The 24,334-nt window shown below is 73.9% G+C and carries 19 protein-coding genes and 1 tRNA gene; 3 read left to right on the top strand and 17 right to left on the bottom strand.

Annotated elements, in window-relative coordinates; translation table 11 throughout:
• Positions 1–39 precede the first annotated feature (39 nt).
• A tRNA-Asn gene (locus LPA42_RS20605) sits at positions 40–112 on the bottom strand.
• A gap of 285 nt (positions 113–397) precedes the next feature.
• On the opposite strand from LPA42_RS20605, the gene LPA42_RS20600 reads away from it, so the two are divergent.
• The 3 genes from LPA42_RS20600 to LPA42_RS20590 all read left to right on the top strand — a co-directional run bounded on the left by LPA42_RS20600 (position 398) and on the right by LPA42_RS20590 (position 2,688).
• Positions 398–826 (top strand): hypothetical protein, encoded by a 429-nt coding sequence (locus tag LPA42_RS20600; RefSeq protein WP_077938798.1) that lies wholly within the window; start codon positions 398–400, stop codon positions 824–826.
• Between the two features lie 236 nt (positions 827–1,062).
• Positions 1,063–1,359: a sugar phosphate isomerase/epimerase gene (locus tag LPA42_RS20595; RefSeq protein ID WP_198956653.1), complete on the top strand. Its 297-nt coding sequence runs from the start codon at positions 1,063–1,065 to the stop codon at positions 1,357–1,359.
• A 144-nt stretch (positions 1,360–1,503) separates the two neighbouring features.
• On the top strand, positions 1,504–2,688 hold the full coding sequence (locus LPA42_RS20590; RefSeq protein WP_077938797.1) for an ROK family transcriptional regulator: 1,185 nt from the start codon (positions 1,504–1,506) through the stop codon (positions 2,686–2,688).
• A gap of 141 nt (positions 2,689–2,829) precedes the next feature.
• On the opposite strand, the gene LPA42_RS20585 is transcribed toward LPA42_RS20590, so the two are convergent.
• The 16 genes from LPA42_RS20585 to LPA42_RS20510 all read right to left on the bottom strand — a co-directional run bounded on the left by LPA42_RS20585 (position 2,830) and on the right by LPA42_RS20510 (position 24,206).
• Complete coding sequence (locus LPA42_RS20585; protein ID WP_043966839.1) at positions 2,830–3,837, bottom strand: sugar phosphate isomerase/epimerase; 1,008 nt, start codon at positions 3,835–3,837, stop codon at positions 2,830–2,832.
• 268 nt (positions 3,838–4,105) lie between these two features.
• Positions 4,106–5,821: a ThuA domain-containing protein gene (locus LPA42_RS20580; protein WP_077938796.1), complete on the bottom strand. Its 1,716-nt coding sequence runs from the start codon at positions 5,819–5,821 to the stop codon at positions 4,106–4,108.
• Positions 5,822–5,896: 75 nt separating this feature from the next.
• On the bottom strand, positions 5,897–8,770 hold the full coding sequence (locus tag LPA42_RS20575; protein ID WP_077938795.1) for a carbohydrate-binding protein: 2,874 nt from the start codon (positions 8,768–8,770) through the stop codon (positions 5,897–5,899).
• Positions 8,771–9,140: 370 nt separating this feature from the next.
• Complete coding sequence (locus LPA42_RS20570; RefSeq protein WP_077938794.1) at positions 9,141–10,220, bottom strand: polyprenyl synthetase family protein; 1,080 nt, start codon at positions 10,218–10,220, stop codon at positions 9,141–9,143.
• Positions 10,221–10,252: 32 nt separating this feature from the next.
• Positions 10,253–11,644, bottom strand: coding sequence for an alkaline phosphatase family protein (locus LPA42_RS20565; RefSeq protein WP_077938793.1), 1,392 nt, complete (start codon positions 11,642–11,644; stop codon positions 10,253–10,255).
• Positions 11,641–12,825, bottom strand: coding sequence for a metabolite traffic protein EboE (gene eboE, locus LPA42_RS20560; protein ID WP_077938792.1), 1,185 nt, complete (start codon positions 12,823–12,825; stop codon positions 11,641–11,643). The genes LPA42_RS20565 and eboE overlap by 4 nt, the downstream gene beginning before the upstream one ends.
• Positions 12,825–13,727: a TatD family hydrolase gene (locus tag LPA42_RS20555; protein WP_077938816.1), complete on the bottom strand. Its 903-nt coding sequence runs from the start codon at positions 13,725–13,727 to the stop codon at positions 12,825–12,827. Before LPA42_RS20555 ends, eboE begins: the two co-directional genes overlap by 1 nt.
• A gap of 2 nt (positions 13,728–13,729) precedes the next feature.
• The gene (locus LPA42_RS20550) at positions 13,730–14,407 is read right to left on the bottom strand and encodes an EboA domain-containing protein (RefSeq protein ID WP_077938818.1); all 678 of its coding nucleotides are present in this window, start codon (positions 14,405–14,407) and stop codon (positions 13,730–13,732) included.
• A gap of 34 nt (positions 14,408–14,441) precedes the next feature.
• The gene (locus LPA42_RS20545; protein ID WP_077938817.1) at positions 14,442–15,353 is read right to left on the bottom strand and encodes a sugar phosphate isomerase/epimerase; all 912 of its coding nucleotides are present in this window, start codon (positions 15,351–15,353) and stop codon (positions 14,442–14,444) included.
• A 68-nt stretch (positions 15,354–15,421) separates the two neighbouring features.
• The gene (locus LPA42_RS20540) at positions 15,422–16,267 is read right to left on the bottom strand and encodes an SCO3242 family prenyltransferase (RefSeq protein ID WP_043966830.1); all 846 of its coding nucleotides are present in this window, start codon (positions 16,265–16,267) and stop codon (positions 15,422–15,424) included.
• Entirely contained in the window at positions 16,264–17,475 is a 1,212-nt protein-coding gene (locus tag LPA42_RS20535) for an inositol-3-phosphate synthase (RefSeq protein WP_077938791.1), read from the bottom strand. Before LPA42_RS20535 ends, LPA42_RS20540 begins: the two co-directional genes overlap by 4 nt.
• 419 nt (positions 17,476–17,894) lie before the next feature.
• On the bottom strand, positions 17,895–19,121 hold the full coding sequence (locus LPA42_RS20530; RefSeq protein WP_077938790.1) for a Gfo/Idh/MocA family protein: 1,227 nt from the start codon (positions 19,119–19,121) through the stop codon (positions 17,895–17,897).
• A 20-nt stretch (positions 19,122–19,141) separates the two neighbouring features.
• Positions 19,142–20,200: a substrate-binding domain-containing protein gene (locus LPA42_RS20525; protein ID WP_043966827.1), complete on the bottom strand. Its 1,059-nt coding sequence runs from the start codon at positions 20,198–20,200 to the stop codon at positions 19,142–19,144.
• A 120-nt stretch (positions 20,201–20,320) separates the two neighbouring features.
• Positions 20,321–21,460 (bottom strand): ABC transporter permease, encoded by a 1,140-nt coding sequence (locus LPA42_RS20520; RefSeq protein ID WP_077938789.1) that lies wholly within the window; start codon positions 21,458–21,460, stop codon positions 20,321–20,323.
• On the bottom strand, positions 21,457–23,031 hold the full coding sequence (locus LPA42_RS20515) for a sugar ABC transporter ATP-binding protein (RefSeq protein ID WP_077938788.1): 1,575 nt from the start codon (positions 23,029–23,031) through the stop codon (positions 21,457–21,459). The genes LPA42_RS20520 and LPA42_RS20515 overlap by 4 nt, the downstream gene beginning before the upstream one ends.
• Positions 23,028–24,206 (bottom strand): ROK family protein, encoded by a 1,179-nt coding sequence (locus LPA42_RS20510; RefSeq protein WP_077938787.1) that lies wholly within the window; start codon positions 24,204–24,206, stop codon positions 23,028–23,030. The genes LPA42_RS20515 and LPA42_RS20510 overlap by 4 nt, the downstream gene beginning before the upstream one ends.
• Positions 24,207–24,334: the final 128 nt, after the last annotated feature.

Below are 24,334 nucleotides of genomic sequence, written 5' to 3'. Positions count from 1 at the left end.
GCCCCCGCGGCTCCGACCGGCGGGCCTTCTCGCTGTTTGCTCCCCCGTTTGGACTCGAACCAAAAACCTGCCGGTTAACAGCCGGCTGCTCTGCCAATTGAGCTACGGGGGACCGCTCGCCGCCCGGATCGGATCTCTCCGACACCCTCGGCGACGGCACAAGAGTACAGGATTCACCCGGGGTTTGGTCCAGGGGGTTCCGACGCGGGGCGCACCGGCGCCGGGGGTGTCCGAACCGCCCGGCGGGCGGACAATTCGCCATCCGGGCACAACCAGGTATGAGCGCGGTGGAGGATGGGTAGTTAGCTGCCGACAGAGGACGTAGGCGCGAGATACTCGTCGCCCGCGGGGTCCGCCCCGGGGAGGCGACGGCGCGTCAGGTACGGAAGGAGCCGCCATGCGCGGAAAGATCATGTTTCTTGGCGGGCTGGCTGCGGGATTCGTCCTGGGCGCCCGTGCCGGCCGGGAGAAGTACGAGGAGCTGGTCGTCCGGGGCCGCAAGGTGCTCGACCACCCGACCGTCCAGGAGGCGGCCGGCGTCGCGCAGGCCCAGGCCAACCGGCTCTACAGCGAGGGCAGGGAGAAGCTCAGCCAGTCGAAGATCGGCGAGAAGCTGGGCAGCAACGGCAGCAGCGGGGGCGACAGCGGCAAGCACGAGCTGACCGCCGCCGACAAGCCGTTCGCGGGCACCCCGGCGACGGTCGGCGCGAAGGCGGGCGGGGGCCCGTCGGGCACCGGCGCGTCCGGGTCGACCACGAGCGGGTCGGCCTCCGGCCCGGCCCGGACGAAGCCGTCCGGCACGGGCACCAACGGCAGCACTCTCTGACTCACGGTTAGCGACGGGCCGGCCACCTTCGGGTGGCCGGCCCGCTTGCCGTGCCTGCGGCGCACCCTGCCGCACCGGGCCGCCCGCCTGCCGTGCCGGCACTCCTTGCCATGCTGGGCCGCAACCGGGGCGTCAGCCCAGCTCATCCCACCCCGAGTGGGTCTTCTTCGAGATGAACATCTGCTGGGCGCACGTGGCCCAGCACCGCTGGCACACCTACACCGGGCCCGGACGGCGTGGCCCGCACGGACATCTTCGACCCGCTGGCCACCGTCCAGGCCCGGACCATGCGCTTCCCGCTGTTCCACGCCAAGGACGGCAAGCGCAACCCCAACGTCACCAACGGGTACGAGTTCGCGCCGCTCGGCCAGGGCGACATCGACTACGGAGGCTTCTTCGCCAACATGGGCGCGAAGGGCTACCACAACCCGATGTGGGAGCAGGACAACGCGCCCGGCGGCACCGCCGACCCGGGCCGGTCGCTCCAGTACGCCCAGATCAGCTACAAGCACATGTCGGGCCTGCGCGGCTGAGCCGAGCCGACCCGAGGGGGCCGCGTCCGGGGTGACCGGGCGCGGCCCCGCCCCGCGTCCGGGGTGACCTGGCACTCGTTGTCGCCCTCGACGGGCGCGGCCGGGGGACGACGGGGGAGGATTCCGGACGGAGGTGGTCACGACATGACGTACGACGGCCCGGACAACGCCGACCAGGCCCGGCTGCTGCGGTTGCTCCGCGACGACGGCCCGCGCTCCCGGGTCGAGCTCGGCGACGCTGCGGGGCTCAGCCGGGCGCGGCTCGTCGCGGAGGTCGACCGCCTGGTCGCCCTGGGCCTGGTGGAGACCGCCGGCCCGGCCGCGTCCCGGGGCGGTCGCCGCTCGTCGCTGCTGCGCATCGCCGGCGCGGTCCGCTTCGCCGGGATCACGATCGGCCCCCGGGAGATCGACGTCGCGGTCACCGACGGCGAGCTGTCCGTCCTGGCCCGGCGCCGCGAGCCCGTCGACGTCCGCCTCGGCCCGGAGGCGACCATCGCCCGTACGCTCGAACTGCTCGGCAAGGTCCGCGCGAACCTCGGCCTGGGCCGGCTCACCGGGGTCGGGGTGGCCCTGCCCGCCCCGGTCGCGTTCCGCGAGGGGTCGCCCGTCTCCCCGCCGGCCCTGCCCGGCTGGCACGGGTACGGCGTGCGCGACGCGCTCGCCGCGGAGCTGGGCTGCCCGGTGCTGGTCGACAACGACGCCAACGTGATGGCGCTCGGCGAGCAGCACGCCGGCACCGGCCGCGCCTTCGACGACTTCCTCTACGTCAAGCTGGGCACCGCCATCGGCTGCGGCCTGGTGCTCGGCGGCGCACTGCACCGGGGCGCCACCAGCGGCGCGGGCGGCATCGCGCACCTGCGGCAGAGCGACGACGGCCCGACCTGCGCCTGCGGCGAGACGGGCTGCCTAGAGGCGTACTGCTCGGACGAGGCCCTGGTCCGGGAGGCGCTCGCGGCGGTCGAGGACGGGCGGTCGCCGGCGCTCGCCACCCGGCTCGCCGAGGCCGGCGCGATCACCGTGGCGGACGTGGGCCGGGCGACGGTCGCCGGCGACCCCGCCGCGCAGACGCTGGTCCGCGACGCGGCCCGGCGGCTCGGCCGCGTCCTGGTCGGGCTGGTCAACTTCGTCAACCCGGGCATCGTGATCATCGGCGGGACGGCCGTCGGCCTCGGGCCGACCATGCTCGCCGAGATCCGGTCGGTGGTCTACCGGCGGTCTCCGCCGCTGGCCACCGGCAACCTGCCGATCGTGCTGTCCGACCTGGACGACACCGCCGGGGTGGTGGGCGCGGCCCGCCTGGCCAGCGACGACGTCTACGGCGCGTCGTGACCGGTGGGCCGGGCCAGCGGGGCGGCCGGCGGCCCTGCCCGGCGGGGGAGGCGGCCCTGCCCCGCAGGTGACCGGCGCGGCCGGCCGGACCCGGGCGGGCCCGACCGGCACGGCCGGCTCAGTCCTCGGTGCTGCCGAGCGTCAGTCCTTGCTGCTGAACGCCGCGTCGAAGGCCGCCGACGGGGCGTCGAAGGCGAGCCGCCGGACGAACTGCAACGCCTCGGGGGCCCCCACGAGGCGGTCCATCCCGGCGTCCTCCCACTCGATGGAAATCGGGCCGGAGTAGCCGATGGCGTTCAGCGCCCGGAAAGAGTCCTCCCACGGCACGTCGCCGTGGCCGGTGGAGACGAAGTCCCAGCCCCGGCGCAGGTCGGCCCAGGGCAGGTGGGACGCCAGCCGGCCGCGCCGGCCGTCGCCGGTGCGCACCTTCGCGTCCTTGCAGTCGACGTGGTAGATGCGGTCGGCGAAGTCGAAGATGAAGTTCACCGGGTCGAGCTCCTGCCACACGAAGTGCGACGGATCCCAGTTCAGCCCGAACGCGGGCCGGTGGCCGATCGCCTCCAGCGTCCGCTTGGTCGTGTAGTAGTCGTAGGCGATCTCGCTGGGGTGTACCTCGTGGGCGAAGCGCACCCCCACCTCGTCGAAGACGTCGAGGATCGGGTTCCACCGGTCGGCGAAGTCCTGGTAGCCGCGCTCGATCATCTCCGGCGGCACCGGCGGGAACATCGCCAGGGTGTGCCAGATCGACGAGCCGGTGAACCCGACGACGGTGTCCACGCCCAGCTTCGCCGCCGCCCGCGCGGTGTCCTTGATCTCCTCGGCGGCCCGCTGGCGGACCCCTTCCGGCTCGCCGTCGCCCCAGATCCGGGCGGGCAGGATCCCCTGGTGCCGCTCGTCGATCGGGTGGTCGCAGACGGCCTGGCCGACCAGGTGGTTGGAGATCGTGAAGACCTTCAGGTTGTGCTTCGCCAGGGTCGCGAGCTTCCGTTCGACGTACGAGTCGTCGGCGAGGGCCTTGTCGACCTCGAAGTGGTCGCCCCAGCAGGCGATCTCCAGCCCGTCGTAGCCCCACTCGGAGGCGAGCCGGCAGACCTCGTCGAACGGAAGATCGGCCCACTGGCCGGTGAAGAGCGTGATGGGTCGCGCCATGAGTCCTACTCCCCTGTGGTGGTAATGGGGGATTCCGTGTGCGTGACCGGGGCGAGGGTGACCGGGCTGGGCCGGGCTGGTGCGCGGCGGACCGGGCGGGGTGCCGGTGGGCGCGGAACAGCGCCTGGGCCCAGCGGGTTGCGCCTCCCGCCGGGTCACCGGCAACCGCGTACGGTCGCCGCCGCTCACTCTATGGCCGCCTGCGGCGGTTAGGAAGGGCCCCCTGTGCAACAGAATGCGTTAACAGGGGGCCCTTCCTTACCTCCAGCTAGCTGGGCAGGGTCCACTTCTGGTTGGCCCCGCCGTGGCAGGACCACTGGTGCACGACCGCGCCGTCGGCCGAGTTGTTGCCCGAGACGTCCAGGCACTTGCCCGACTGCGTGTTGCGCAGGCTCCCGTCGGACTGCGCCGCCCACCGCTGGGCGCCACCGCCGTTGCACGACCAGAGCTGCACCTTCGCCCCGTCGGCAGAGGAGCCGCCGTTGACGTCCAGGCACTTGCCCAGCGACCGCAGCGTGCTGTCCGTGCCCACCGTCCACTGCTGGCCGGCGGCGCCGTTGCAGGTGAACAGCTGGATCTGGGTGCCGTCGGCCGAGGAGCCGTTGCGCACGTCCAGGCACTTGCCGGCCAGCCCGACGATCCGCCCGGTGCGGGTCGTCGGCGGGTTCGTGCCGCCCAACTCCTTGATCCGGATGTTGCGGAACGACACGTCGTCGCCGGTGCCGTGGTTCTGGATGCCGACGTAGCCGGCGAGCGAGCGGGCCGGGTCGGTGTTGGTGAAGTCGTTGATCTTCACGCCGTTGAGCAGGACCTGGAGCCGCTCCCCCTCGACCAGCAGCTCGTAGGTGTTCCACTCCCCCGGCGGGTTGAGCGCGGCGTCGCGGGCGGCCAGGTCGGCGGACTTGACCCCGTAGATCGAGCCGGTGGTGCGGTCGTCGGAGTCGGTGGCGTCGATCTGCACCTCGTACCCGTTGGTCATCGCCGAGTTCGGGTCGGTGGAGGCGGGGAAGCCGACGAAGACCCCGGAGTTGTCGTCCCCGGGGATCCGCCAGTCCAGCTTCAGCGAGTAGTTGGTGAACTGCTTCGCGCTGTACCAGTACAGGCCGAGGCCGCCGGAGGAGCTGAGGGTGGCGTCGGTGTTGGCGAAGCCGCCCGGCCCGGCCTGGCTCCAGCCGGTCGTGGAGCCGTTGTAGAGGGCGGTGTAGCCGGTCTCGGGCCGGCAGTCGGCCTTCGTGCGCCCGGCCGCGTACCGGATGCCGCCGAGCAGGTGGGACCGGAACGCCGCCTCGGAGTACGACGACTGGCTGTGGCCGCCGCCGGTGTAGAAGGACCGGCCGCCGCTGTAGGTCTTGCACCAGGCGTGCGGGTGGTCGCCGCCCATCGCCCCGCCCGAGTACGACGACTCGTCGAGGCTGGCCAGCACGTGCGCGGTGGAGCGGGCGTTGGTGCGGAAGTCGTACCACTCGTCGGTGCGGGTCCAGGTCTGGCCGAGGTGCGCGGTGGCGGCGTGCGCCCGGTCCTCCACCTTCACCCGGGCCTGCTGGATGGCCGGGTGGGAGGCGAACCACGCGCCGACGAGGTTGCCGTAGAACGGCCAGTTGTATTCGGTGTCGGCGGCGGAGTGCACGCCGACGTAGCCGCCGCCGGCGCCGATGTACGACTCGAACGCCGCCTGCTGGCTGTCGTTGAGCACGTCGCCGGTGGTGTTGAGGAAGATCACCGCCTCGAAGCGGGCCAGGTTGGCGGTGGTGAACTGGGCGGCGTCCTCGGTGGCGGTGACGGTGAAGCTGTTGGCCGCGCCGAGGTCACGGATGGCCTGGGTGCCCACGGCGATGGAGTCGTGCCGGAACCCGGCGGTCTTGGAGAAGACCAGCACGTCGTACGGGGCGTCGGCGGCCGACGCCGGGGTGGCCGGGGTGGTGCAGGCGAGCACGGCCAGGGCGGCGGTGGCCGCCCCGAGGAGGGGACGGAGGAGTCTTCGCATGTCGTTCTCCTGGGTGTGGTGGCGGTGCGGTCCCCCGCCTGGGGCGGGGGACCGCAGGGAGACCGCAGAGGTGCCTTAGGGCAGGGTCCACTTCTGGTTGGTCCCGCCGTTGCAGGTCCACAGGTGCACGACCGTGCCGTCGGCGGAGTTGTTGCCCGAGACGTCCAGGCACTTGCCCGTCGGGGTGTTGCGCAGCGAACCGTCGGACTGCGCCGCCCACCGCTGGGCGTTGCCGCCGTTGCACGACCAGAGCTGCACCTTCGTCCCGTCGGCCGAGGCGCCCCCGTTGACGTCCAGGCACTTGCCCAGCGACCGGATCGTGCTGTCCGTGCCCACCGTCCACTGCTGGCCGGCGGCGCCGTTGCAGGTGAACAGCTGCACCTGCGTGCCGTCGGTCGACGAGCCGTTGCGCACGTCCAGGCACTTGCCGGCCAACCCGACGATCCGGCCGGTGCCGGTCGGCGGCGTCACGGTGCCGGTGTTCAGGGTGAACGCGTCGACGTCGTACAGCGTCCCGGAGCCGCCGGCGAAGGTGAGGTAGAGGGTGGTGGTGCCGGTCGGCGGGTTGGAGATCGACCCGGTGACGGTGGTGAAGGTCTCCCACGACCCGGTCACCGGGACGGTCACCGAGCCGAGCACGGTGCCGGTCGGCGAGCCGGTGCGGACCTGGAGCGTGCCGCCTGCGCCGGCCGAGGAGACCCGGGCGGTGAACGAGGTGACGTTCGCGATCCGGTACGGCTCGAAGGCGATCCACTCCCCGTTCTGGATGTCGCCCACGGTCTTGCCGCCCTCGGCGGTGGTCTTGTCGTAGGTGCTGATGCCGGACGAGGTCTTGAAGTGCTCGGCCTGCCGGTGCCGGGGCTGCAGGATGTGCTGGGTGTGCGTGGTCAGGCCGCCGGCGTCGGTGTACTCGGCGTCGAAGACGGCGAAGATGTTCGCCGCGTCGTCGTGCTCACCGTCGACGGGGATGGTGATGGTGCCGGAGCAGCCGTTCTGCGAGGCGATCTGGTGGCCGTGCTGGTCGTGGCCGAGCACGTAGGTCATCTTGACCTTGGTGCAGTCGATCGAGCCGTCCTCGGGGTCGGTCACGGTGATGCTGAACGGCACGTTGTCACCGAAGGAGAACAGGCTGCCGTTGGCCGGCCCGGTGATGGTGACCGTCGGGGCGGTGTTGCCGACGTTGACCGTGACGCTGCTGGAGCCGGTCGCGCCCTGCGGGTCGCGCACGGTCAGCGTCGCGGTGTACGACCCGTCCGTGGTGTACGTCTTCGCCGGGTTGGCCGCCGTGGAGGTGGTGCCGTCGCCGAACGCCCACGAGTAGGTCAGCGCCCCGCCCTCGGGGTCGGCGGACCCGGCCGAGGAGAAGTTCACGGTCAGCGGGGCCGGCCCGGAGGTCCGGTCGGCGCTGGCGCGGGCGGCCGGTGCCCGGTTGCCGACGCCGACGTAGTCGAAGCGGTATAGCGCCGAGTTGGCGTCGCCGTTGTAGTAGCCGGTGCCGTAGTCGAGCACGTAGTACGCCCCGTCGGGGCCGAACGCGGAGTCCATCACCTGCTTGCCGACCCAGGGGAAGCTGTCGATGGTGCCGGGCGACCCGTCGGTGTTGAGGTGGATCGGCTTGATCCAGCCGCGGCCGAACTCGGTGGCGAAGAACTGCCCGTCGAAGGACTGCGGGAACTTCGTCGCCGAGGGGTTGTTGGCGTCGAACCGGTAGACCGGGCCGGCCGCCGGCGACTCGGAGCCGCTGCCGAACGCGGGCGGGCTGCCGGAGTCGCCGCCGTACTTGATCCAGGAGGGCTTGGCCGGCGGGAGGGTGCTCAGGCCGGTGTTGCGGAACGAGTTGTTGGTCGGCCCGCCGGTGCAGTTGAACTTGGGGCCGGTGGAGTTGCTGGCGAAGTCCCACTCGTTGTAGGTCTCGGCGGTGGTGTTGGTGCCGGTGCAGTACGGCCAGCCGTAGTTGCCGGGGCCGGTGACCCGGTTGAACTCGACCTGGCCGGCGGGGCCCCGGTTGGAGTTGGTGCTGCCGGCGTCCGGCCCGTAGTCGCCGACGTAGACGATGCCGGTGGCCTTGTCGACGCTGATCCGGAACGGGTTGCGGAAGCCCATCGCGTAGATCTCGGGGCGGGTCTTCGCGGTGCCGGGGGCGAAGAGGTTGCCGGCCGGGATCGAGTACGTGCCGTCGGCGTTCACCTTGATCCGCAGGAGCTTGCCCCGCAGGTCGTTGGTGTTGCCGGCGCTGCGCTGCGCGTCGTACGCCGGGTTGCGGTTGGTGCGCTCGTCCAGGGGCGAGTAGCCGGCGGAGTCGAACGGGTTGCTGTCGTCGCCGGTGGACAGGTAGAGGTTGCCGGCGGCGTCGAAGTCCATGTCGCTGCCGACGTGGCAGCAGATGCCCCGGTCGGTGCCGATGTCGAGGATGTCGACCTTGCTGGACATGTTGATGGTGAAGTCGGAGTTCAGGGTGAAGCGGGACAGCCGGTTGACGCCCTGCCAGGCGGACCAGTTGGTGCCGGTGGCGGGCGCGTCGCCGCCGGGGGTGGACAGCGGCGGGGCGTAGTAGAGGTAGATGTGCCGGTTGGTGGCGAAGTTCGGGTCGACCCCGAGGCTCTGCATCCCGTCCTCGTCGTGCGTGTAGACGGGGATGGTGCCGATGACCTTGGTGGTGCCGGAGGCGTCGGTGCGCCGCACCGTGCCGTTGCGGGCGGTGTGCAGCACCGACCGGTCCGGCAGCACGGCCAGCGACATCGGCTCGCCCATCTCGGAGACGCCGCGGGCCAGCTCGACCTGCTGGAAGTCGCTGGCGTTGATGGTGTGCGCGGCGGCCGGCGGCGCCGACACGGCGACGGCGGTGGCCGCGGCGACCACCGTGAGCAGGGCGGTGCCCGCCGCCTGCCAGCTCCGGGCCGGGCCGTGGTGACCGGCGGCGCGGCGGTGGTGACGAAGTCTTCTATACATGCAGGGGTGCCCTCTCTGGCCGGTGGTGGGGCGCGTCGTCGCGCCGGATACCGCGACGGACGTCCTTTCGGCACACCGGTGGACGTTCCTCGGCGGGCTGGGCTCGTCGGCAGGGACGAGACCGTCGGCACGCGGGGACGGAGATTGCGGCCGGCAGCCGACGACGAGGGCACCGCGCCCACTGGAGACACTTCGTCGAACCGATTCGCAGCACATTCACAGTAATCGATCTGCGCGGTTGTGTCGAGGATGTTTCGAAAATGTGCGCCCGCCGCCGGCCCGCACGAACGGGCTGCCGCCCGGCACCGCCGGCCCGGCGGCGGGCGGGCCCCGCACCGCCGGGCCCGCACCGCCGGGCCCGGCGGCGGCGTCAGACCGTGCGGGTGATGGTCCGGGCGGCCAGCCCGGCGAGCGCCTCCCGGGCCGCGGGGGCGAGCGGCGCGTCGGCCAGGGCACGCAGGCCCGCGTTGGCCCGCATCCGGATCATCCGCTCGATCTCGTCCCGGGCGCCCGTGGCCTCGATGATGGCCCGCAGCTCGGCGGCGCCCTCGTCGTCCAGGTCGGCGTTGCCGAACAGCTCCCGCAGCCGGGCGCTCTGCGCCCGGTCCGCCGACTGCCGGGCCAGCGCCATCATCACCGTCGGCTTGCCCTCACGCAGATCGTCCAGGACGGACTTGCCGGTGACCTGTGGGTCGCCGAAGACGCCCAGCACGTCGTCGCGGAGCTGGAAGGCGTCGCCGACCGGGTCGCCGAACTCGGCCAGCGCCTCCGCCAGCTCCGGCGACCCGCCGGCCAGGGCAGCGCCGATCTGCAACGGCCGGGTCACCGTGTAGCGCGCCGCCTTGAGCCGGATCACGGTGAGCGCGCTGGCCACCGAGCCGTCGCCCACGCCGGAGACCAGGTCCAGGTACTCCCCCGCGATCACCTCGGTGCGCATCAGCGCGAACACCGCGTACCCGCGCAGCAGCTCGTCGCGGCGCAGCCCGCACTCGTGGAACATCTGGTCCGCCCAGGCGGCGCAGAGGTCGCCGCAGAGCAGGGCGGTGTTGCGCCCGTACGCCTCCGGGTCGCCCCGCCACGCGGAGCGGGTGTGCAGGTCGGCGAAGATGCGGTGCACCGACGGCGCGCCCCGCCGCCGGTCGCTGTGGTCGAGGATGTCGTCGTGGATCAGCGCGAAGGCGTGGAACAGCTCCAGCGCCGCCGAGGCGACCAGGATCGGGGTGCCGTCCCCGCCGTCGTCCTCCCCGCCGGCACCCCGCCAGCCCCAGTAGCAGAACTGCGGGCGCAGCCGCTTGCCGCCGGCCAGGACGAACCGGTGCAGGGCGGCGAAGATGCCCCGGGGTGCGCCGTCGGGCCAGTCGGGAGCCTGCCGCTCGAGGAAAGCGGCCAGCTCGGTGTCGACCCGGGTGCGCAGGCCGCTCGCGTCGCTGGGCGCGGCCGTCACCGTCATGTTGTGTCTCCCTGTTCAGTGGCGAGGCCGGTTCACCCGTGACGGGTCAGGCCGGCCAGCTCCAGCAGCAACGCCTTCACCTCGGTCGCCGCCACCGCGTCGCGGGCCGGGCCGGGGTCGGAGCAGAGCAGCACCGGACCGTCGGCCGAGTCGGCCGGCAGCCGGCCGTGCGACCCGCGCACCGCCCGCGCACCGGCGTCCAGCCCCACCACGCTCATCAGATACCGCATACCCAACTTCTTACGGGCCAGGGCGGTCGCGGCCCGGCGCTTCGCCGCGCCCGGGGCGGCCGGGTCGAAGAACAACTCGGCGGGGTCGTACCCGGGCTTGCGGTGGATCTCCACGAGCCGGGCGAAGTCGGGGGCGCGGGCGTCGTCGAGCCAGTAGTAGTACGTGAACCAGGCGTCCGGCTCGGCCACCAGCACCAGCTCGCCGCTGCGCGGGTGGGCCAGCCCGTACGCGGCCTGGCCGTCGGCGTCGAGCACCTCGGCCACCCCGGGCAGCCCCGCGCAGAGCTTCGCCACCGCCGGCACGTCGGCCGGGTCGCGGACGTACACGTGGGCGATCTGGTGGTCGGCCACGGCGAACGCCCGCGACGTCCACGGGTCCAGGTACTCCATGCCGTCCTGGGTGTACACCCGCAGCAGCCCCTCGGCGCGCAGCAGCCGGTTGACGTCCACCGGGCAGGCCACGTCGGTGATGCCGTACTCGGACAGGGCCACCACCGTGGCGCCCTTGGCGCGGGCGGCGTCGATCAGCGGGCCGAGCACCTTGTCCAGCTCCGCCGCCGCGGCGGCGGCCTGCGGCGAGGACGGCCCGAACCGTTGCAGGTCGTAGTCCAGGTGCGGGACGTAGACCAGGGTCAGGTCGGGGGCGTGGTCGGCGAGGATCTGCTCGGCCGCCCGGCAGATCCACGCCGACGACGGCAGCCCGGCCCCCGGCCCCCAGTACGTGAACAGCGGGAACGTGCCCAGCTTCGCGGTCAGCTCGTCGTGCAGCTCGGGCGGGTCGGTGTAGCAGTCGGGCTCCTTGCGGCCGTCGGCGTAGTAGACCGGGCGGGGGGTGACCGTCCAGTCCACGTCCGCGCCCATGGCGTACCACCAGCACACGTTGGCCACCGTGTAGCCCGGCTCGACCCTCCGGGCGGCCTGCCACAGCTTCTCCCCGCCGACCAGGGCGTTGTGCTGCCGCCAGAGCAGCACCTCGCCCAGCTCCCGGAAATACCAGCCGTTGCCGACGATGCCGTGCCCGGCCGGCGGCTCGCCGGTGAGGAACGTGGACTGCACCGCGCAGGTGACCGCCGGCAGTACCGTGCCGAGCGGGGCGGTGAAGCCGCCGTCGGCCACCGACCGCAGCCGGGGCATGTGGGCCAGCAGGCGTGGGGTCAGGCCCACCACGTCCAGCACCACCAGTCGCTTGCTCACCGCAGCACCCCCGTCCCAAGTGATGTGAGGCCCACGGCGACCAGCTCGTCGCGGGCGAAGGCCAGTTCGGCGGCGATCCCGGCGGCCAGCTCGGCCGCGTCGCGGGGCCGCCGCGCCGCCGGCAGCACCCCCCAGGTGTACGTCTCGACGTCGAGGTGGTCGCAGCCGGCGACCGGGCCGGCGAACAGCGCGGCCAGCGCGGCGCGCAGCACCGGCACGGTCGCGGTCAGCGGCGGCTCGGGCGGGGCGTGCAGCGGCACGTGGTAGTGCACCCGCCACGCGCCGGGCAGCGACGCGGCCAGGGCCGCGTCGAGGTCGTCGGCGGCGTACGCCGGGTCGGCCGGGTCGGCGGCGTGGCCGCAGCCGGCCGCGCGGGTCTGGTGCAGGAAGCGCGGCTCCACCCACGGGCGCAGCGCCTCCACCGCGCCGGCCGGGGCTTCGATCGCGGCGGACACCTGCACCTTCACCACCGGCAGCCCGGCGGCGGCGAGCCGGCCCAGGGCGGCGGCCGGCTCCTCCCACGCGCAGGCCAGGTGGGCCAGGTCCAGGCAGACGCCGAGCCGCGCCGGGTCGGTGCCGGCGAGCAGGGCGGCGGCCTGGCCGGTGGACTCCACCACGCAGCCCGGCTCCGGCTCGAAGCCGACCCGCACCGTGCGGCCGGTGTCGCGCTCGATGCCGGCCAGCCCGGCCGCCAGCGCGTCGAGCCGCCGCCGCGCCGCGTCGGCCCGGTCGGCGTCCCACGGGGTGCGCCAGGCCAGCGGCAGGGTCGACACCGAGCCCCGGGCCGCGTCGTCGGGCAGCAGGTCGGCCAGCACCCGGGCCAAGTCCAGGGTGTACGCGAGCCGCTCGGGCGTCGTCCAGTCCGGGTGGTAGACGGCGTGCTTGACCACCGGGGCCTGGAACGCCGCGTACGGGAAGCCGTTGAGCGTCACCACCTCCAGCCCGCGCGCGGTCAGCTCGGCGCGCAGCCGGCGGCGCAGGCCCTCGTCGGCGGCGAGCGCGGCGGCCACCGGTGCGGCCAGCCACAGCCCCAGCCCGAGGCGGTCGGAGTCGAGGGCGCGGCGCACCGGCACGGCGTAGGTGTCCAGTTGGGCGAGGATGCCGGCGAGGTCCTCGGCCGGGTGCACGTTGGTGCAGTAGCCGAGGTGCACGGTCTCGCCACCGCCGTGGCGCAGCCGCATCAGCTGCCGCCGCGCAGGATCGAGTTGCCGGCGAACGTGCCGCCGGCACCGCCCGCCCCCGGCTGCCCGCCGGCCGCGCCCGGGGCATCGGCGTCGGCGTCGTCGACGCCGGTCAGGTCGAGCCGGCCGGACTGGGCGTAGAACTCGACCGGGTTGCGCCACAGCACCCGGTCGACGTCGTCGGCGGTGAACCCGGCCAGCAGCATCGCCTCGCCCGTGGCCCGGGTCAGCAGCGGGTCGGACCGGCCCCAGTCGGCGGCCGAGTTGACCAGCATCCGCTCGGTGCCGTACAGCCGCAGCAGCTCCACCATCCGCGGCGGCGACATCTTGGTGTCGGGATAGATGGAGAAGCCCAGCCAGCAGCCGGAGTCCCGGACCAGGCCGGCGGTCACCTCGTTGAGGTGGTCGAGGACCACCCGGCCCGGGTCGATGCCGGACTCGGCGACCACGGCGAGGCTGCGCTCGACGCCCCGGGCCTTGTCCCGGTGCGGGGTGTGCACCATGGCCGGCAGGCCGTGGTCGACGGCCAGGGCGAGCTGGGCGGCGAACGCCTCGTCCTCGGCCGGGGTCATCGAGTCGTACCCGATCTCGCCGACCGCCACCACGCCGTCCTTCTCCAGGTAGCGGGGCAGCAGGTCGAGCACCGGCCGGCAGCGGGGGTCGTTGGCCTCTTTCGGGTTCAGCGCGATGGTGGCGTGGTGCCGGACGCCGAACTGCGAGGCCCGGAACGGCTCCCACCCGATGATCGAGTCGAAGTAGTCGGCGAAGCTGTCCGGGCTGGTGCGCGGCTGGCCCAGCCAGAACGCCGGCTCGACCACCGCCCGGACCCCGGCGGCGGCCATCCGCTCGTAGTCGTCCGTGGTGCGGGAGGTCATGTGGATGTGCGGGTCGAAGATACGCATGGTCACGCCTTCCGGGCGTCGGACGGTACGGCGGGGTCCGCGACCGGGCTCGCGGCGGGGCCTGCGGCAGGACTCCCGGTGGGGCTCGCGGCGGCGGTGAGCCGGTCGAGCAGGGCGGCGGCGTCGGCCGGCACGTCCCGGCCGGCGGCGCGCCGCTCGACGGCGAACCCGCCCAGCATGGCGGCCAGCCCGGCGTCGGCGCGGGCGTCGAGGTCGTGCACCACGGCCAGCGGCACGCCGGTGAAGACGCACTTGAGCACGGCCTGCCGCCAGGCGTCGGCGTCGAGGTGCCGGGAGTACGGGCCGAGAGCGGCGGCGATCAGCCGGGTGTCGTTGGTGCGGATCGCGTCGTGCAGCAGCGGCTCGCACTCCGCGCCGATCGGCAGCAGCGGCAGGCCCCGCAGCACGGCAAGCTTCTCGGCGGCGTCGCCGTGCCGGTAGACGTCGGCGGCGTGGCCGGCGTGGTCGTCGGGCAACGCCGCCAGCAGCAGCGCCCGCGCCGCCTCGTCGGCCGTCCAGCCGGGGGCGTCGGGCAGCGGGCCCCGGCCGCAGCGGCGGGCGGCGGCGGCGAAGAACCGCGGGACCGTCGCCGGTTCGGCCGCGACGCGCTCGATCGCCGCGTCCAGCCACTCCGGGTCCGGTACGCCCCGCAGGGCGGCGCGTAGTCGTTCGGGTGTCATCCCGGTCTCCCTTCCGAGCTGGTGCGGACGGTGCTCAGCCGCCGCCGGGGTGGTCGGACGGTGTGCCGGGCCCGGCGGCGGCACGGCCCGCGACGGCGACGGCGTGTCCGGCGGCCACGGCGCGCTCGGCGGCGGCCCGCAGGAAGTCGAGCGACCGGGCGGCCACCTGCGGGGCGGCGTGCGAGTGCCGGGGCAGCTCCACGGCGACCAGCCCGGCGTAGCCGACCTCGGCGAGCGCGGCGAGCACCGGCGGGAAGTCGATCTCGCCGGTGCCGAACTCCAGGTGCTCGTGCACGCCCCGGCGCATGTCGTCGATCTGCACGTTGACCAGGTGCGCGCCGACGGACCGGACGCAGTCGGGCACGTCGACCGGCTCCAGGCAGCGGCAGTGTCCGATGTCGAGGGTGAGGCCGAACGACGCCGGGCGGCCCAGCGCGTCGTGCAGCCGCCGCCAGTCGGCGATGTCCTCGACGAGCATCCCGGGCTCCGGCTCGAAGCCGAGCCGCACCCCGGCGGCGTCGGCCGCCGCGCAGACGGTGGCGCAGCCGGCCACGAGGCGGTCCCAGGCGACGGCCGGCGCGACGTCGGCGGGGCGCACCCCGGCCCAGAAGGAGACCGCCTCGGCGCCCAGGTCGGCGCCGACGGCGACGGCCCGGCGGAGGAACTCGACGCGGCGGGCCGGGTCGTCGTGCAGCAGGGTCGGCGCGTGCTTGTGCCACGGGTCGAGCAGGAACCGGGCCCCCGTCTCGACCACCACGGCGAGCCCGAGCGCGTCGAGGCGGCGGGCCACGGCGGCCGTGCGGCGGGCCAGGTCGGGGGCGAACGGGTCGAGGTGGTCGTGGTCGAGGGTGAGCGCCACCCCCCGGTAGCCGAGGTCGGCGATGACGGCGAGCGCGTCGTCGAGCCGGTGGTTGGCGAACCCGTTCGTGCCGTAGCCGAACCGCAGCGAGCCGGGTCCGGCCGGGGCGGCGGGGGCGGGTCGGTCGGCGGCGGGGCCGGTCGGCGGGTCGGCGGTCACGTCGGGGACACCTTCCGGGCCAGTAGCCGGCCCAGCGGCGCGGCGGCGGCGACCGCGAGGCCGAGCAGCCCCGCGCCGGCCCGGGCGGTCAGCGCGCCCTGCAACGCGGGCAGCCCGGTGATGCCCGCGCCGACGGCGGCCCGGACCCGGCCGGCCGAACCGTCGGCGAGCACCCGGACCTGCGCCCCGCCGTAGCGGGCGAGGTAGCCGGCGGCGAGGGCCGCCGGGGCGGCGGCGGGCCGGGGGCCCACGGCGGCGGCCGCGACGAGGGCCGTGCCGGCGAGGGTCGCGCCGGGCAGGGCCCGGTCGGTCCCGCCGACCTCGCGGCGGGACAGGGCGGTGACCGTCCAGGTGTGCGCGGCGACGGTGGCCGCCGCCGGCACGGCCCGGGACAGCCGGCCGCCGGTCGCGCCGAGCAGCACGTCCAGCCCTCGGCAGGCCGCCATGACGGCGGGGCCGGCGGCGGTGTTCTTCGCCGCCAGGTCGTACGCCCAGACGGCGGCGGCCAGCGGCACGGCGACGGCGGCGGCGCGCCGGCCGCCCGCCGCGGCGGCCAGGGCCACCCCGGCGGCGGTCAGGCCGGCGGCGACGCCGAGCGCGGCGGGCGGGCTGACCCGGCCGCTGGGGATGGGGCGCTCCGGGCGCTCGACCGCGTCGAGTCCCCGGTCGGCCCAGTCGTTGGCGGCCATCCCGGCCCAGTACAGCAGCACCGACGCGGCGGCCAGGCCGGGCGTACGCCGACCGAGCGCGCCGGCCGCCGCCGCGCCGGCCAGCACGTCGCCCGGCACGGAGAGCCCGGCCGGGGCGCGGACCAGCTCGGCAAGGTCGGCGAGGGTGCTCACGCGGCACCGCCGGCCGGCGGTGTGCCGGCCCCGGCGTGCAGGTCGGCGGCGAACGCGGCCAGCCGGGCCCACTGCTCGCCCAGCGCGTGGCTGGGGGCCCGGTCGGCGGTCGCACCCGCCTCCGGCACGGAGTCGGCGGGGCCGAGCGGGTCCTTGAAGAAGAACGCGAGGTCGGTCAGGGGCCCGTGCCGGCCGGCGGCGTGCGCGGCGGCGGTGATCCGGGCCAGGTCGAGCACGAGCGGGGCGGCCAGCGCGGAGTCGCAGCCGTGCCAGGTGAACTCCAGCCGCATGCCGGTGCCGAGGAAGCCGGCGAAGGTGATCAGATCCCAGGCGGTCTTGAAGTCGCCCAGCTCCTCGACGTAGTCGATGCGGGTGTCGCCCTGCGGGACGTACCCGAGGATCTCGCCGAGGACGCGCTGCTTGCTGGCGACCTTGGCGGCGTTGGCGTCCGGCTGGGCCAGGGTCGCGCCGTCGCCACCGCCGAGCAGGTTCGTGCCGGACCAGGAGCGCACCGCGAGGTGCCGCATCGCGAACATCGGGGCGAGCACCGACTTGAGCAGGGTCTCCCCGGTCTTGCCGTCGTGCCCCGCGTACGGCACGGCGTGCCGGGCGGCCAGCGCCGCGAGGGCCGGCAGCCGGGCCCCGGTCGACGGGGTGAAGTCCACGTAGGGGCAGCCGGCGGTGAACGCCGCGTACGCGTACAGCGAGCTGGGCGGCAGCACCTCCTCGCCGGCGGCGAGCGCGGCGGCCAGGGCGTCGGGGTCGGCGTGCGCGGGGTGCGGGCGGGCGGCCGGCTCGGTGGCCGAGACGTTGACCACCACCACCCGGTCCAGCCCGTGCCGCTCGCGGAACGCGGCGAGGTCGGCGACGACGGCGGCGGCCCGGTCGGCCTGGGTCCCGTCCACCGGGGCGGGGCGCACGTCGTCGTCGACGGCGGCCAGTTCCTCGCCGAGCGCGGCGACCAGTCGGGCCGGGACCACCCCGGCGTCGGCCAGGGACTCGGCCCGCTTGGCCAGCGGGGTGGCGGCCACGTCGTGACCGCCGAACACGAGGTCGGCGAACGAGGGCCACGCGGGGCCCCGCAGCTCGGACAGCTCGGTGACGCAGCCGGTCGGGCCGGTCAACCCGGCCCGCAGGGCGAGCGCCCCGACGATGCTGGTGGTCGCGACCGAGCCGCGCGCCCCCACCAGCCAGACACCCGTACGCATGGTGCTCCTTCCGCCAGTGGCTCCAGCATAGATCAACGTCGATATTATGCGCCCCGCCCGGCCGCCCGGCCCGACTCCCCACGTCCGGCGCCGAAAGCGGCGACAACGGTGCCGGGTGAGTTCGCCGGATCGGGCGGCGGACGAGGCTGGCAGGCAGGGTCGGTCGGCGTCCCGTCCCTGTCTCCCCCGCAGTGCGTGGTGCGTGGTGCTCGGCCCTCCGGCGCGACCGGGGAATCCCGGTCCGGCCGCACCGGAGGTGCCGTCGTGCTGTCGTGCGCGCCGGGCGGATGCCCGCCGTCGCACGCCTTCCGGAGCCGACCCCGTCCCCGCCGCGGGGCGCAACCGCGGCGGGTCCCTCGCCGGCCGGTCCGGAAAGCCTCTGGTCGGGCGATGCGGCACGGGGCCGCACCGCCGTCCGGTCAGGCGGCGACCGCCTCCAACGCCGGCGCCACGTGGGTCCACGTGGAGCCCAGCTCCGCCGAGCGGGTCACCGCGTCCAGCACGAGCTGGACCTGCAACCCGTCGACGAACGACGGCGCGGGGTCGACGCCGGTGGCGATCGCCTCCACGAGATCGCGCGCCTGGTGGGTGAAGCTGTGCTCGTAGCCGATGATGTGGCCCGGCGGCCACCACGCCGACATGTACGGGTGCTCGGCCTCCGTCACCAGGATGCGGGTGAAGCCCTGCTCGGCGGCGGGTCGCGTCGCGTCGTAGAACTCCAGCTCGTTGAGGCGTTCCAGGTCGAAGACCAGGGTGCCCAGCGAACCGTTGATCTCCACCCGCAGCGCGTTCTTACGGCCGGTGGCGAAGCGGCTCGCCTCGTACGTGGCCAGCGCGCCGTCGTCGAGCCGGGCCACGAAGACCGCCGCGTCGTCCACGGTGACCGGTCCCAGGTCCGGGCCCTGCCCGTCGGCCGCGCCGTTGCCGGCGGCCTGCGCGGCCAGGCCGCTGTACTCCGCCGGCAACGGACGCTGCTTGACGAACGTCTCGGTGATCGCACTGACCCCGGTGATCCGCTGGCCCGTGACGTACTGGGTCATGTCGATGATGTGCGCACCGATGTCACCCAGCGCGCCGGAGCCCGCCTTGTCCTTCTGCAACCGCCAGACCAGCGGGAACTGCGGGTCGACGATCCAGTCCTGGAGGTACGCCGCCCGGACGTGGCGGATGGTGCCCAGTCTTCCCTCGGCGACCATCTGACGCATCAGGGTGACCGCCGGGACCCGGCGGTAGGTGAAGCCGCACATGGACCGGACCCCCGCCGCCTGCGCGGCGACCGCCGCGGCGGCCATCTCGCGGGCCTCGGCGACCGTGTTGGCCAGCGGCTTCTCGCAGAGCACGTGCTTGCCGGCGGCCAGCGCGGCCAGCGCGATCTCGGCGTGGCTGTCCCCCGGTGTGCAGATGTCGACCACGTCGATCTCGTCGGACTCGACGAGGCGACGCCAATCCGTGGTGTGCGCCTCCCAGCCGAGCCGGTCGGCGGCCTCGGCCACCTTTCCGGTGTCCCGGCCGCAGACCAGCGCCATCCGCACCTGCGCCGGCAGGTCGTACACCCGGTTCACGGTGCGCCACGCCTGTGAGTGCGCGGCGCCCATGAACGCGTAGCCGACCATACCGACCCGCAGTTGACTGTGGTGAGTGGACAAGGTGGGTCTCCCCCCGTGTGTCAGAACCCGAGCTTGAGGTAGTTGCTCGCGTTCTCCTTGGTGATCGTCTCGGAAGCCAGCACGATCTCCTTGGGCACCTGGAGCTCCACCAGGTCGGACATGCCCTTGCCCTGGCCGATGAGCCGGGCGAGCGAGATCGCGGAGGACGCCATCGACGGGCTGTAGGTGACGGTGGCCTTCAGGACCGTGTTGTCGGCCTGGATGTCCTCCATCGCCTTCTTCGAGCCGGCGCCGCCGACCATGAAGAATTCCTTGCGGTTGGCCTGGTTGACGGCGGCGAGCACCCCGATGCCCTGGTCGTCGTCGTGGTTCCAGATCGCGTCGATCTTCGGCAGCGCCTGGAACAGGCCGGTGGCGGCCTGCTGGCCGGAGTCCGCCGTGAACTCCGCCGGACGCCGGTTGGCCACCTTGAAGCCGCTCGCGGCGAGCGTGTCCGCGAAGCCCTTCGAGCGCTCCTGGGTCAGCTCCAGCGAGTCGATGCCGGGGATCTCGCCGATGATCGGGTTGCTGACGCCCTTGGCCTTGAGCTGGTCGATGATGAAGGTGGCCGCGGCCACCCCCATGCCGTAGTTGTCGCCCTTGATCTGGAGCCGGTAGGCCCGGGCGTCCGGGAAGGCCCGGTCCAGGTTGACCACGGGGATGCCGGCCTTCATGGCCTCCAGGCCGAAGGCGTTGAGCTCCTTGCCGTCGTGCGGCAGCAGCACGATGACGTCCGGCTTCTGGGCGACCAGGGTGGACAGCGCCGCGCGCTGGGCCGCCGCGTCCGCGCCGGCCTCGACCGACGTGAACTTCACGTCGGAGTACGCGCCGGCCTGCGCCTTGGCGTTGTTGGTGATGGCGGCGATCCAGCCGTGGTCGGCGGCCGGGGCGGAGAAGCCGATGGTCACCTGCTTGCCCGGGGTGCTGTTGCCGCCGGCGGCGGCCTCGGCCACCTTGGTCTGCGCCGCCGTGGGCGCCGCCTCGTTGCTGGTGCACGCGGTGAGCAGGGCGCCCGCGCCGAGCGCGGCCCCGCCGAACAGCAGCCGCCGACGGGACAGGTCCCGACTGTGCTGGGTCATGACGACCTCCTGGAAGAGGGTGGTGGGCGGAAGAAGGGTGTGGTGCGCCGAGCCACCGTCGGTGCGACGGTCGCCGGATGTGCTGGGCGGTGTGGTGCCTCGGGTGGTGGTGCGGGTGGATCAGGTGGTGGTGAGGCGGTTGCGGCCGAGGAACTGGGTGAAGCTGCGGAACTGGAACTGCTGGATCAGGACGGCGGCCACGATGATCCCGCCCTTGACCATGTTCTGGGCCTCGGTGGAGAGGCCGTTGATGGCGAAGAGGTTGGTGATGGTGGAGAAGATGATCACCCCGAGCAGGGAGCCGACGATGGTCCCCCGCCCGCCGCTGAGCAGCGTGCCGCCGATGATCGCGGCGGCGATCGCGTCCAGCTCGTAGAGGTTCGCCATCGCTGCCTGGGCGGAGTTGGCCTGCGCGGTCAGCATGATCGCGGCGATGCCGCAGCAGAGGCCGGAGAGCGCGTAGAGCAGCACGGTGTGCCGCCGCACGTTGATGCCGGCGAGCCGGGCCGCCTCCGGGTTGCCGCCGACGGCGACGGTGCGCCGGCCGAACGTCGTCCGGTTGAGCAGCACCCAGCCGGCGACCACCACGGCGGCGAGGATGTAGACCAGCAGGGGGATGCCGAGCGGGCTGGTGCTGGCGATCCCGTTGATCACACTGTTGCCCGACACCTGGGTCTGCTTGTCGGAGATCTCCGCGGCCAGGCCCCGGGCGGCCACCATCATGGCCAGGGTGGCGATGAACGGCACCAGCTTCCCGTACGAGACGAGCAGGCCGTTGACCAGGCCGACGCCCAGCCCGACGGCGAGCGCCGTGAAGATCATGCCGCCCGCGCCGTAGCTCTGGGTGGCCAGCGTGGTGGCCCACACCCCGGCCAACGCCACGATCGCGCCGACCGACAGGTCGATCCCGCCGCCGATGATCACGAACGTCATGCCGACGGTGACCACGCCGACCACGGACGCGAGCTTGAGGATGGTGAGGATGTTGTCCCACACCCAGCTCGAGTTGCCGTACAGGTCGGGGCGGGTGGCGATGCCGATCACGACCAGCACGACGAGGACGCCGATCAGGCCGAGGTTGCGCCGGGCGCCCTCGCCGCTGTCGCCGCGCCAGAAGGAGAGCCGGCCGGCGGCCGGGGCGGCCCCGTGATGACCGGGGCTCTTGGCGGCCGCCGCCGTCGCGGCGGGGTCCACGGGCGGGGACTGGGCCGGCAGCTCCGCCGGCCGCTCCGGTGTGGCGGTGGGTGTGCTATCGGTCATGCTGGTGCGCCTTCCATCAGCGACCCCGCCATGACGAGGTCGAGCACCGTGTCTTCGTCCAGTTCACCGGCGGGCGCCTCGCGCACCATCCGGCCCTCGCGCATCACCAGCACCCGATCGGCCAGGCCGAGCACCTCGGGCACCTCGCTGGAGACCAGCAGCACCCCGACGCCCTGGGCGGCCAGCCCCCGGATCACCTGGTACAGCTCCGCCCGGGCGCCGACGTCGACGCCGCGGGTGGGCTCGTCGAGCAGCAGCAGCTTCGTGCCGCCGAGCAGCCAGCGCCCGACCACGACCTTCTGCTGGTTGCCGCCGGAGAGGGTGCGCACCGGCCGGCGCACGTCGCGGGGACGCAGCTCCAGGGAGTCGGCGACCCCCTCCGCCTCGGCCCGCTCCCGCCCGGCGTCGGTGAAGCCGAGGCGGGCGAACCGGCCGAACGTGGCCAGCGTGACGTTGCGGAAGATCGGCTCGCCGAGCAGCAGCGCCTGACTCTTGCGCTCCTCGGGGGCCATCCCCATGCCGGCCCGTACCGCCGCGCCGACGCTGCCCGGGCGCAGCGCGCGCCCGCCCATCCGGACCGCGCCGGCGTCCGCGCGGCGGGCGCCGTAGATGGTCTCCAGCAGCTCGGAACGGCCGGAGCCGACCAGCCCCGCGATGCCGACGATCTCGCCGGCCCGCACGCGCAGCGACACGTCGGCGAACTCCCCGGCCCGGGTCAGCCCGTCGACCTGGAGCAGCTCCGCGCCGGCACCGGTGTCGGCGGGACGGTCCGGGAAGACGTACTCGATGTTGCGGCCGGTCATCTTCGCGACCAGCTCGCTGGTCGGGGTGTCGCGCGCCGGCAGGTTCGCCGCCGTGGTCCGGCCGTCCTTGAGTACGGTGACCCGGTCGCCGATCTCGCGGATCTCCTCCATGCGGTGGGAGATGTAGATGACGGCGATGCCCTGCGCGGTCAGCTCACGGATGATCCGGAACAGGTTGCCCACCTCGTCGTGGGCCAGCACCGCGCTCGGCTCGTCCATGATGATCAGTCGGGCCTCGTGGGAGAGCGCCCGGGCCATGCTGACGATCTGCTTGCCGGCCGCCGGCAGCGCCCGCACCATCCGGCCCGGCGGGATCTCGCCGTGGCCGAGCCGGCCCAGGATCTCCCGGGTCCGGCGGGCCATGTGGCCGCGGCGGACGAAACCGCCCCGGCGCGGCTCGTGGCCGAGGAACGCGTTCTCGGCGACCGACAGGTCGTCGACCAGGTCGAGTTCCTGGTAGATCGTGGCGATGCCGGCGCGCATGGCGGCCTGCGGGTTGGCGAACTCGACCGGCTGGCCCCGCCACTGCACCTCGCCCGAGTCGGGGCGGTGCACCCCGGCGAGGACCTTGATCAGGGTGGACTTGCCGGCGCCGTTCTGGCCGAGCAGGCAGTGCACCTCGCCGGCCCGCACCTCGAGCTGCACCCCGCCCAGCGCCCGTACGCCGGGGAAGGTCTTCACCACGTCGGTCAGCCGCAGCACCACCTCACCGGCCACGGTGTCGGCGGGGGCCTCGACCAGCGGGGCCGCGTTGTCGTCCTTGCTCATGACGCCTCCCCGAAGGCCACATCGCTGGCGAGCACGGCGGCGCCGGCCACCCCGGCGCGCGCGCCCAGCTCGGACAGGACGACCGGCAGGTTGCCGGTGGCCAGCGGCAGCGACCGGCGGTAGACCACGCTGCGGATCTCGGCGAGCAGGATGTGGCCCAGCCTGGCCAGCCCACCGCCGATCACGATCATCGACGGGTTGGTGAAGCTGACCAGCCCGGCCAGCACGCCGCCGACCCGCCGGCCGCCGTCGCGGATGAGCTGGATGCAGACCACGTCGCCCTCGATGGCGCCCTCGGCGACGTCCTCCGCCGTGACGGTGCCCCGGGTGGACAGTCGCTCGGCCAGGGCCGGCGAGGAGCCGTTGCGCGCGGCGGCGTTCGCGTCGCGGGCCAGGGCGGCCCCGCTGAACAGCGCCTCCAGGCAGCCGGCGTTGCCGCAGGAGCACGTCGGCCCGTGCGTGTCGACCTGGATGTGGCCGATGTCCCCGGCGCAGCCGTCGGTGCCCCGGTAGACCTCGCCGCTGAGGTAGATCCCGCACCCGATACCGGTGCCGATCTTGACGAACAGGAAGTCGTCCACCGAGTGGGCGACGCCGCCGTGCCGCTCGCCGATCGCCATGATGTTGACGTCGTTGTCGACCACCGCGGGGCAGCCGTGCTCGCGGGTCAACAGCTCGCGGACGGGGAAGCGGTCCCAGCCGGGCATGATCGGCGGCGAGACCGGCACCCCGTCGCGGAAGCTCACGGGCCCGGGGACGCCGATGCCCACGGCGTGCAGCCGCTCGTACGCCCCGTCGACCCGGAACTTGTGCAGCAGCTCGTTCACCCGCTGGAGGGTCACCTTCGGACCGTTGCGGATGTCGGCCGGCTCCGCGTACGCGGCGACCGGCTCCAGCCGCCCGTTGACCACCTCGACGTCGATCGAGCTCGCGCCGAGGTCGACCGCCGCGAAGCGCAGCTGCGGGTTGAGCTCGACCAGGGTCGACCGGCGCCCGCCCCGCGACGCCGCGAGGCCGGCCTCGGCGACGTAGCCGAGGTCCACCAGCCGCTCCAGCTCGGCGAGCAGCCGGGGACGCGGCATCTCCAGCCGGTCGCCCAGCTCCGCCCGGGAGACAGCTCCCTCGTCGCGGAGCAATCGCAACAGCCGCAGGTGCAGGGGCTCCACCGTTCGCACCGGCAACTCACCTCCGCATCGGAGTCGTTCACATCGACGAAATCGCGACGTGTTGTGTGCGACACAGTAGAAGCGTTCTGCGGCTGCTGTCCAGAGCTTCAGCCGATCTGACCACAACTTTCGTCCGT

This window comes from Micromonospora sp. DH13, from assembly GCF_020873825.1.
Lineage (GTDB): Bacteria > Actinomycetota > Actinomycetes > Mycobacteriales > Micromonosporaceae > Micromonospora > Micromonospora haikouensis.
This window is presented reverse-complemented; position numbering and strand designations above follow the sequence as displayed.

Bases quoted from the DNA above. Each gene is read 5' to 3' on its own strand.
- LPA42_RS20585 (WP_043966839.1), bottom strand. From the start codon at position 3,837: ATGGCGCGACCCATCACGCTCTTCACCGGCCAGTGGGCCGATCTTCCG.
- LPA42_RS20600 (WP_077938798.1), top strand. From the start codon at position 398: ATGCGCGGAAAGATCATGTTTCTTGGCGGGCTGGCTGCGGGATTCGTC.
- LPA42_RS20590 (WP_077938797.1), top strand. From the start codon at position 1,504: ATGACGTACGACGGCCCGGACAACGCCGACCAGGCCCGGCTGCTGCGG.
- LPA42_RS20520 (WP_077938789.1), bottom strand. From the start codon at position 21,460: ATGACCGATAGCACACCCACCGCCACACCGGAGCGGCCGGCGGAGCTG.
- LPA42_RS20515 (WP_077938788.1), bottom strand. From the start codon at position 23,031: ATGAGCAAGGACGACAACGCGGCCCCGCTGGTCGAGGCCCCCGCCGAC.
- LPA42_RS20570 (WP_077938794.1), bottom strand. From the start codon at position 10,220: ATGACGGTGACGGCCGCGCCCAGCGACGCGAGCGGCCTGCGCACCCGG.
- LPA42_RS20555 (WP_077938816.1), bottom strand. From the start codon at position 13,727: ATGCGTATCTTCGACCCGCACATCCACATGACCTCCCGCACCACGGAC.
- eboE (WP_077938792.1), bottom strand. From the start codon at position 12,825: ATGCGGCTGCGCCACGGCGGTGGCGAGACCGTGCACCTCGGCTACTGC.
- LPA42_RS20575 (WP_077938795.1), bottom strand. From the start codon at position 8,770: ATGTATAGAAGACTTCGTCACCACCGCCGCGCCGCCGGTCACCACGGC.
- LPA42_RS20580 (WP_077938796.1), bottom strand. From the start codon at position 5,821: ATGCGAAGACTCCTCCGTCCCCTCCTCGGGGCGGCCACCGCCGCCCTG.
- LPA42_RS20535 (WP_077938791.1), bottom strand. From the start codon at position 17,475: ATGCGTACGGGTGTCTGGCTGGTGGGGGCGCGCGGCTCGGTCGCGACC.
- LPA42_RS20525 (WP_043966827.1), bottom strand. From the start codon at position 20,200: ATGACCCAGCACAGTCGGGACCTGTCCCGTCGGCGGCTGCTGTTCGGC.
- LPA42_RS20550 (WP_077938818.1), bottom strand. From the start codon at position 14,407: ATGACACCCGAACGACTACGCGCCGCCCTGCGGGGCGTACCGGACCCG.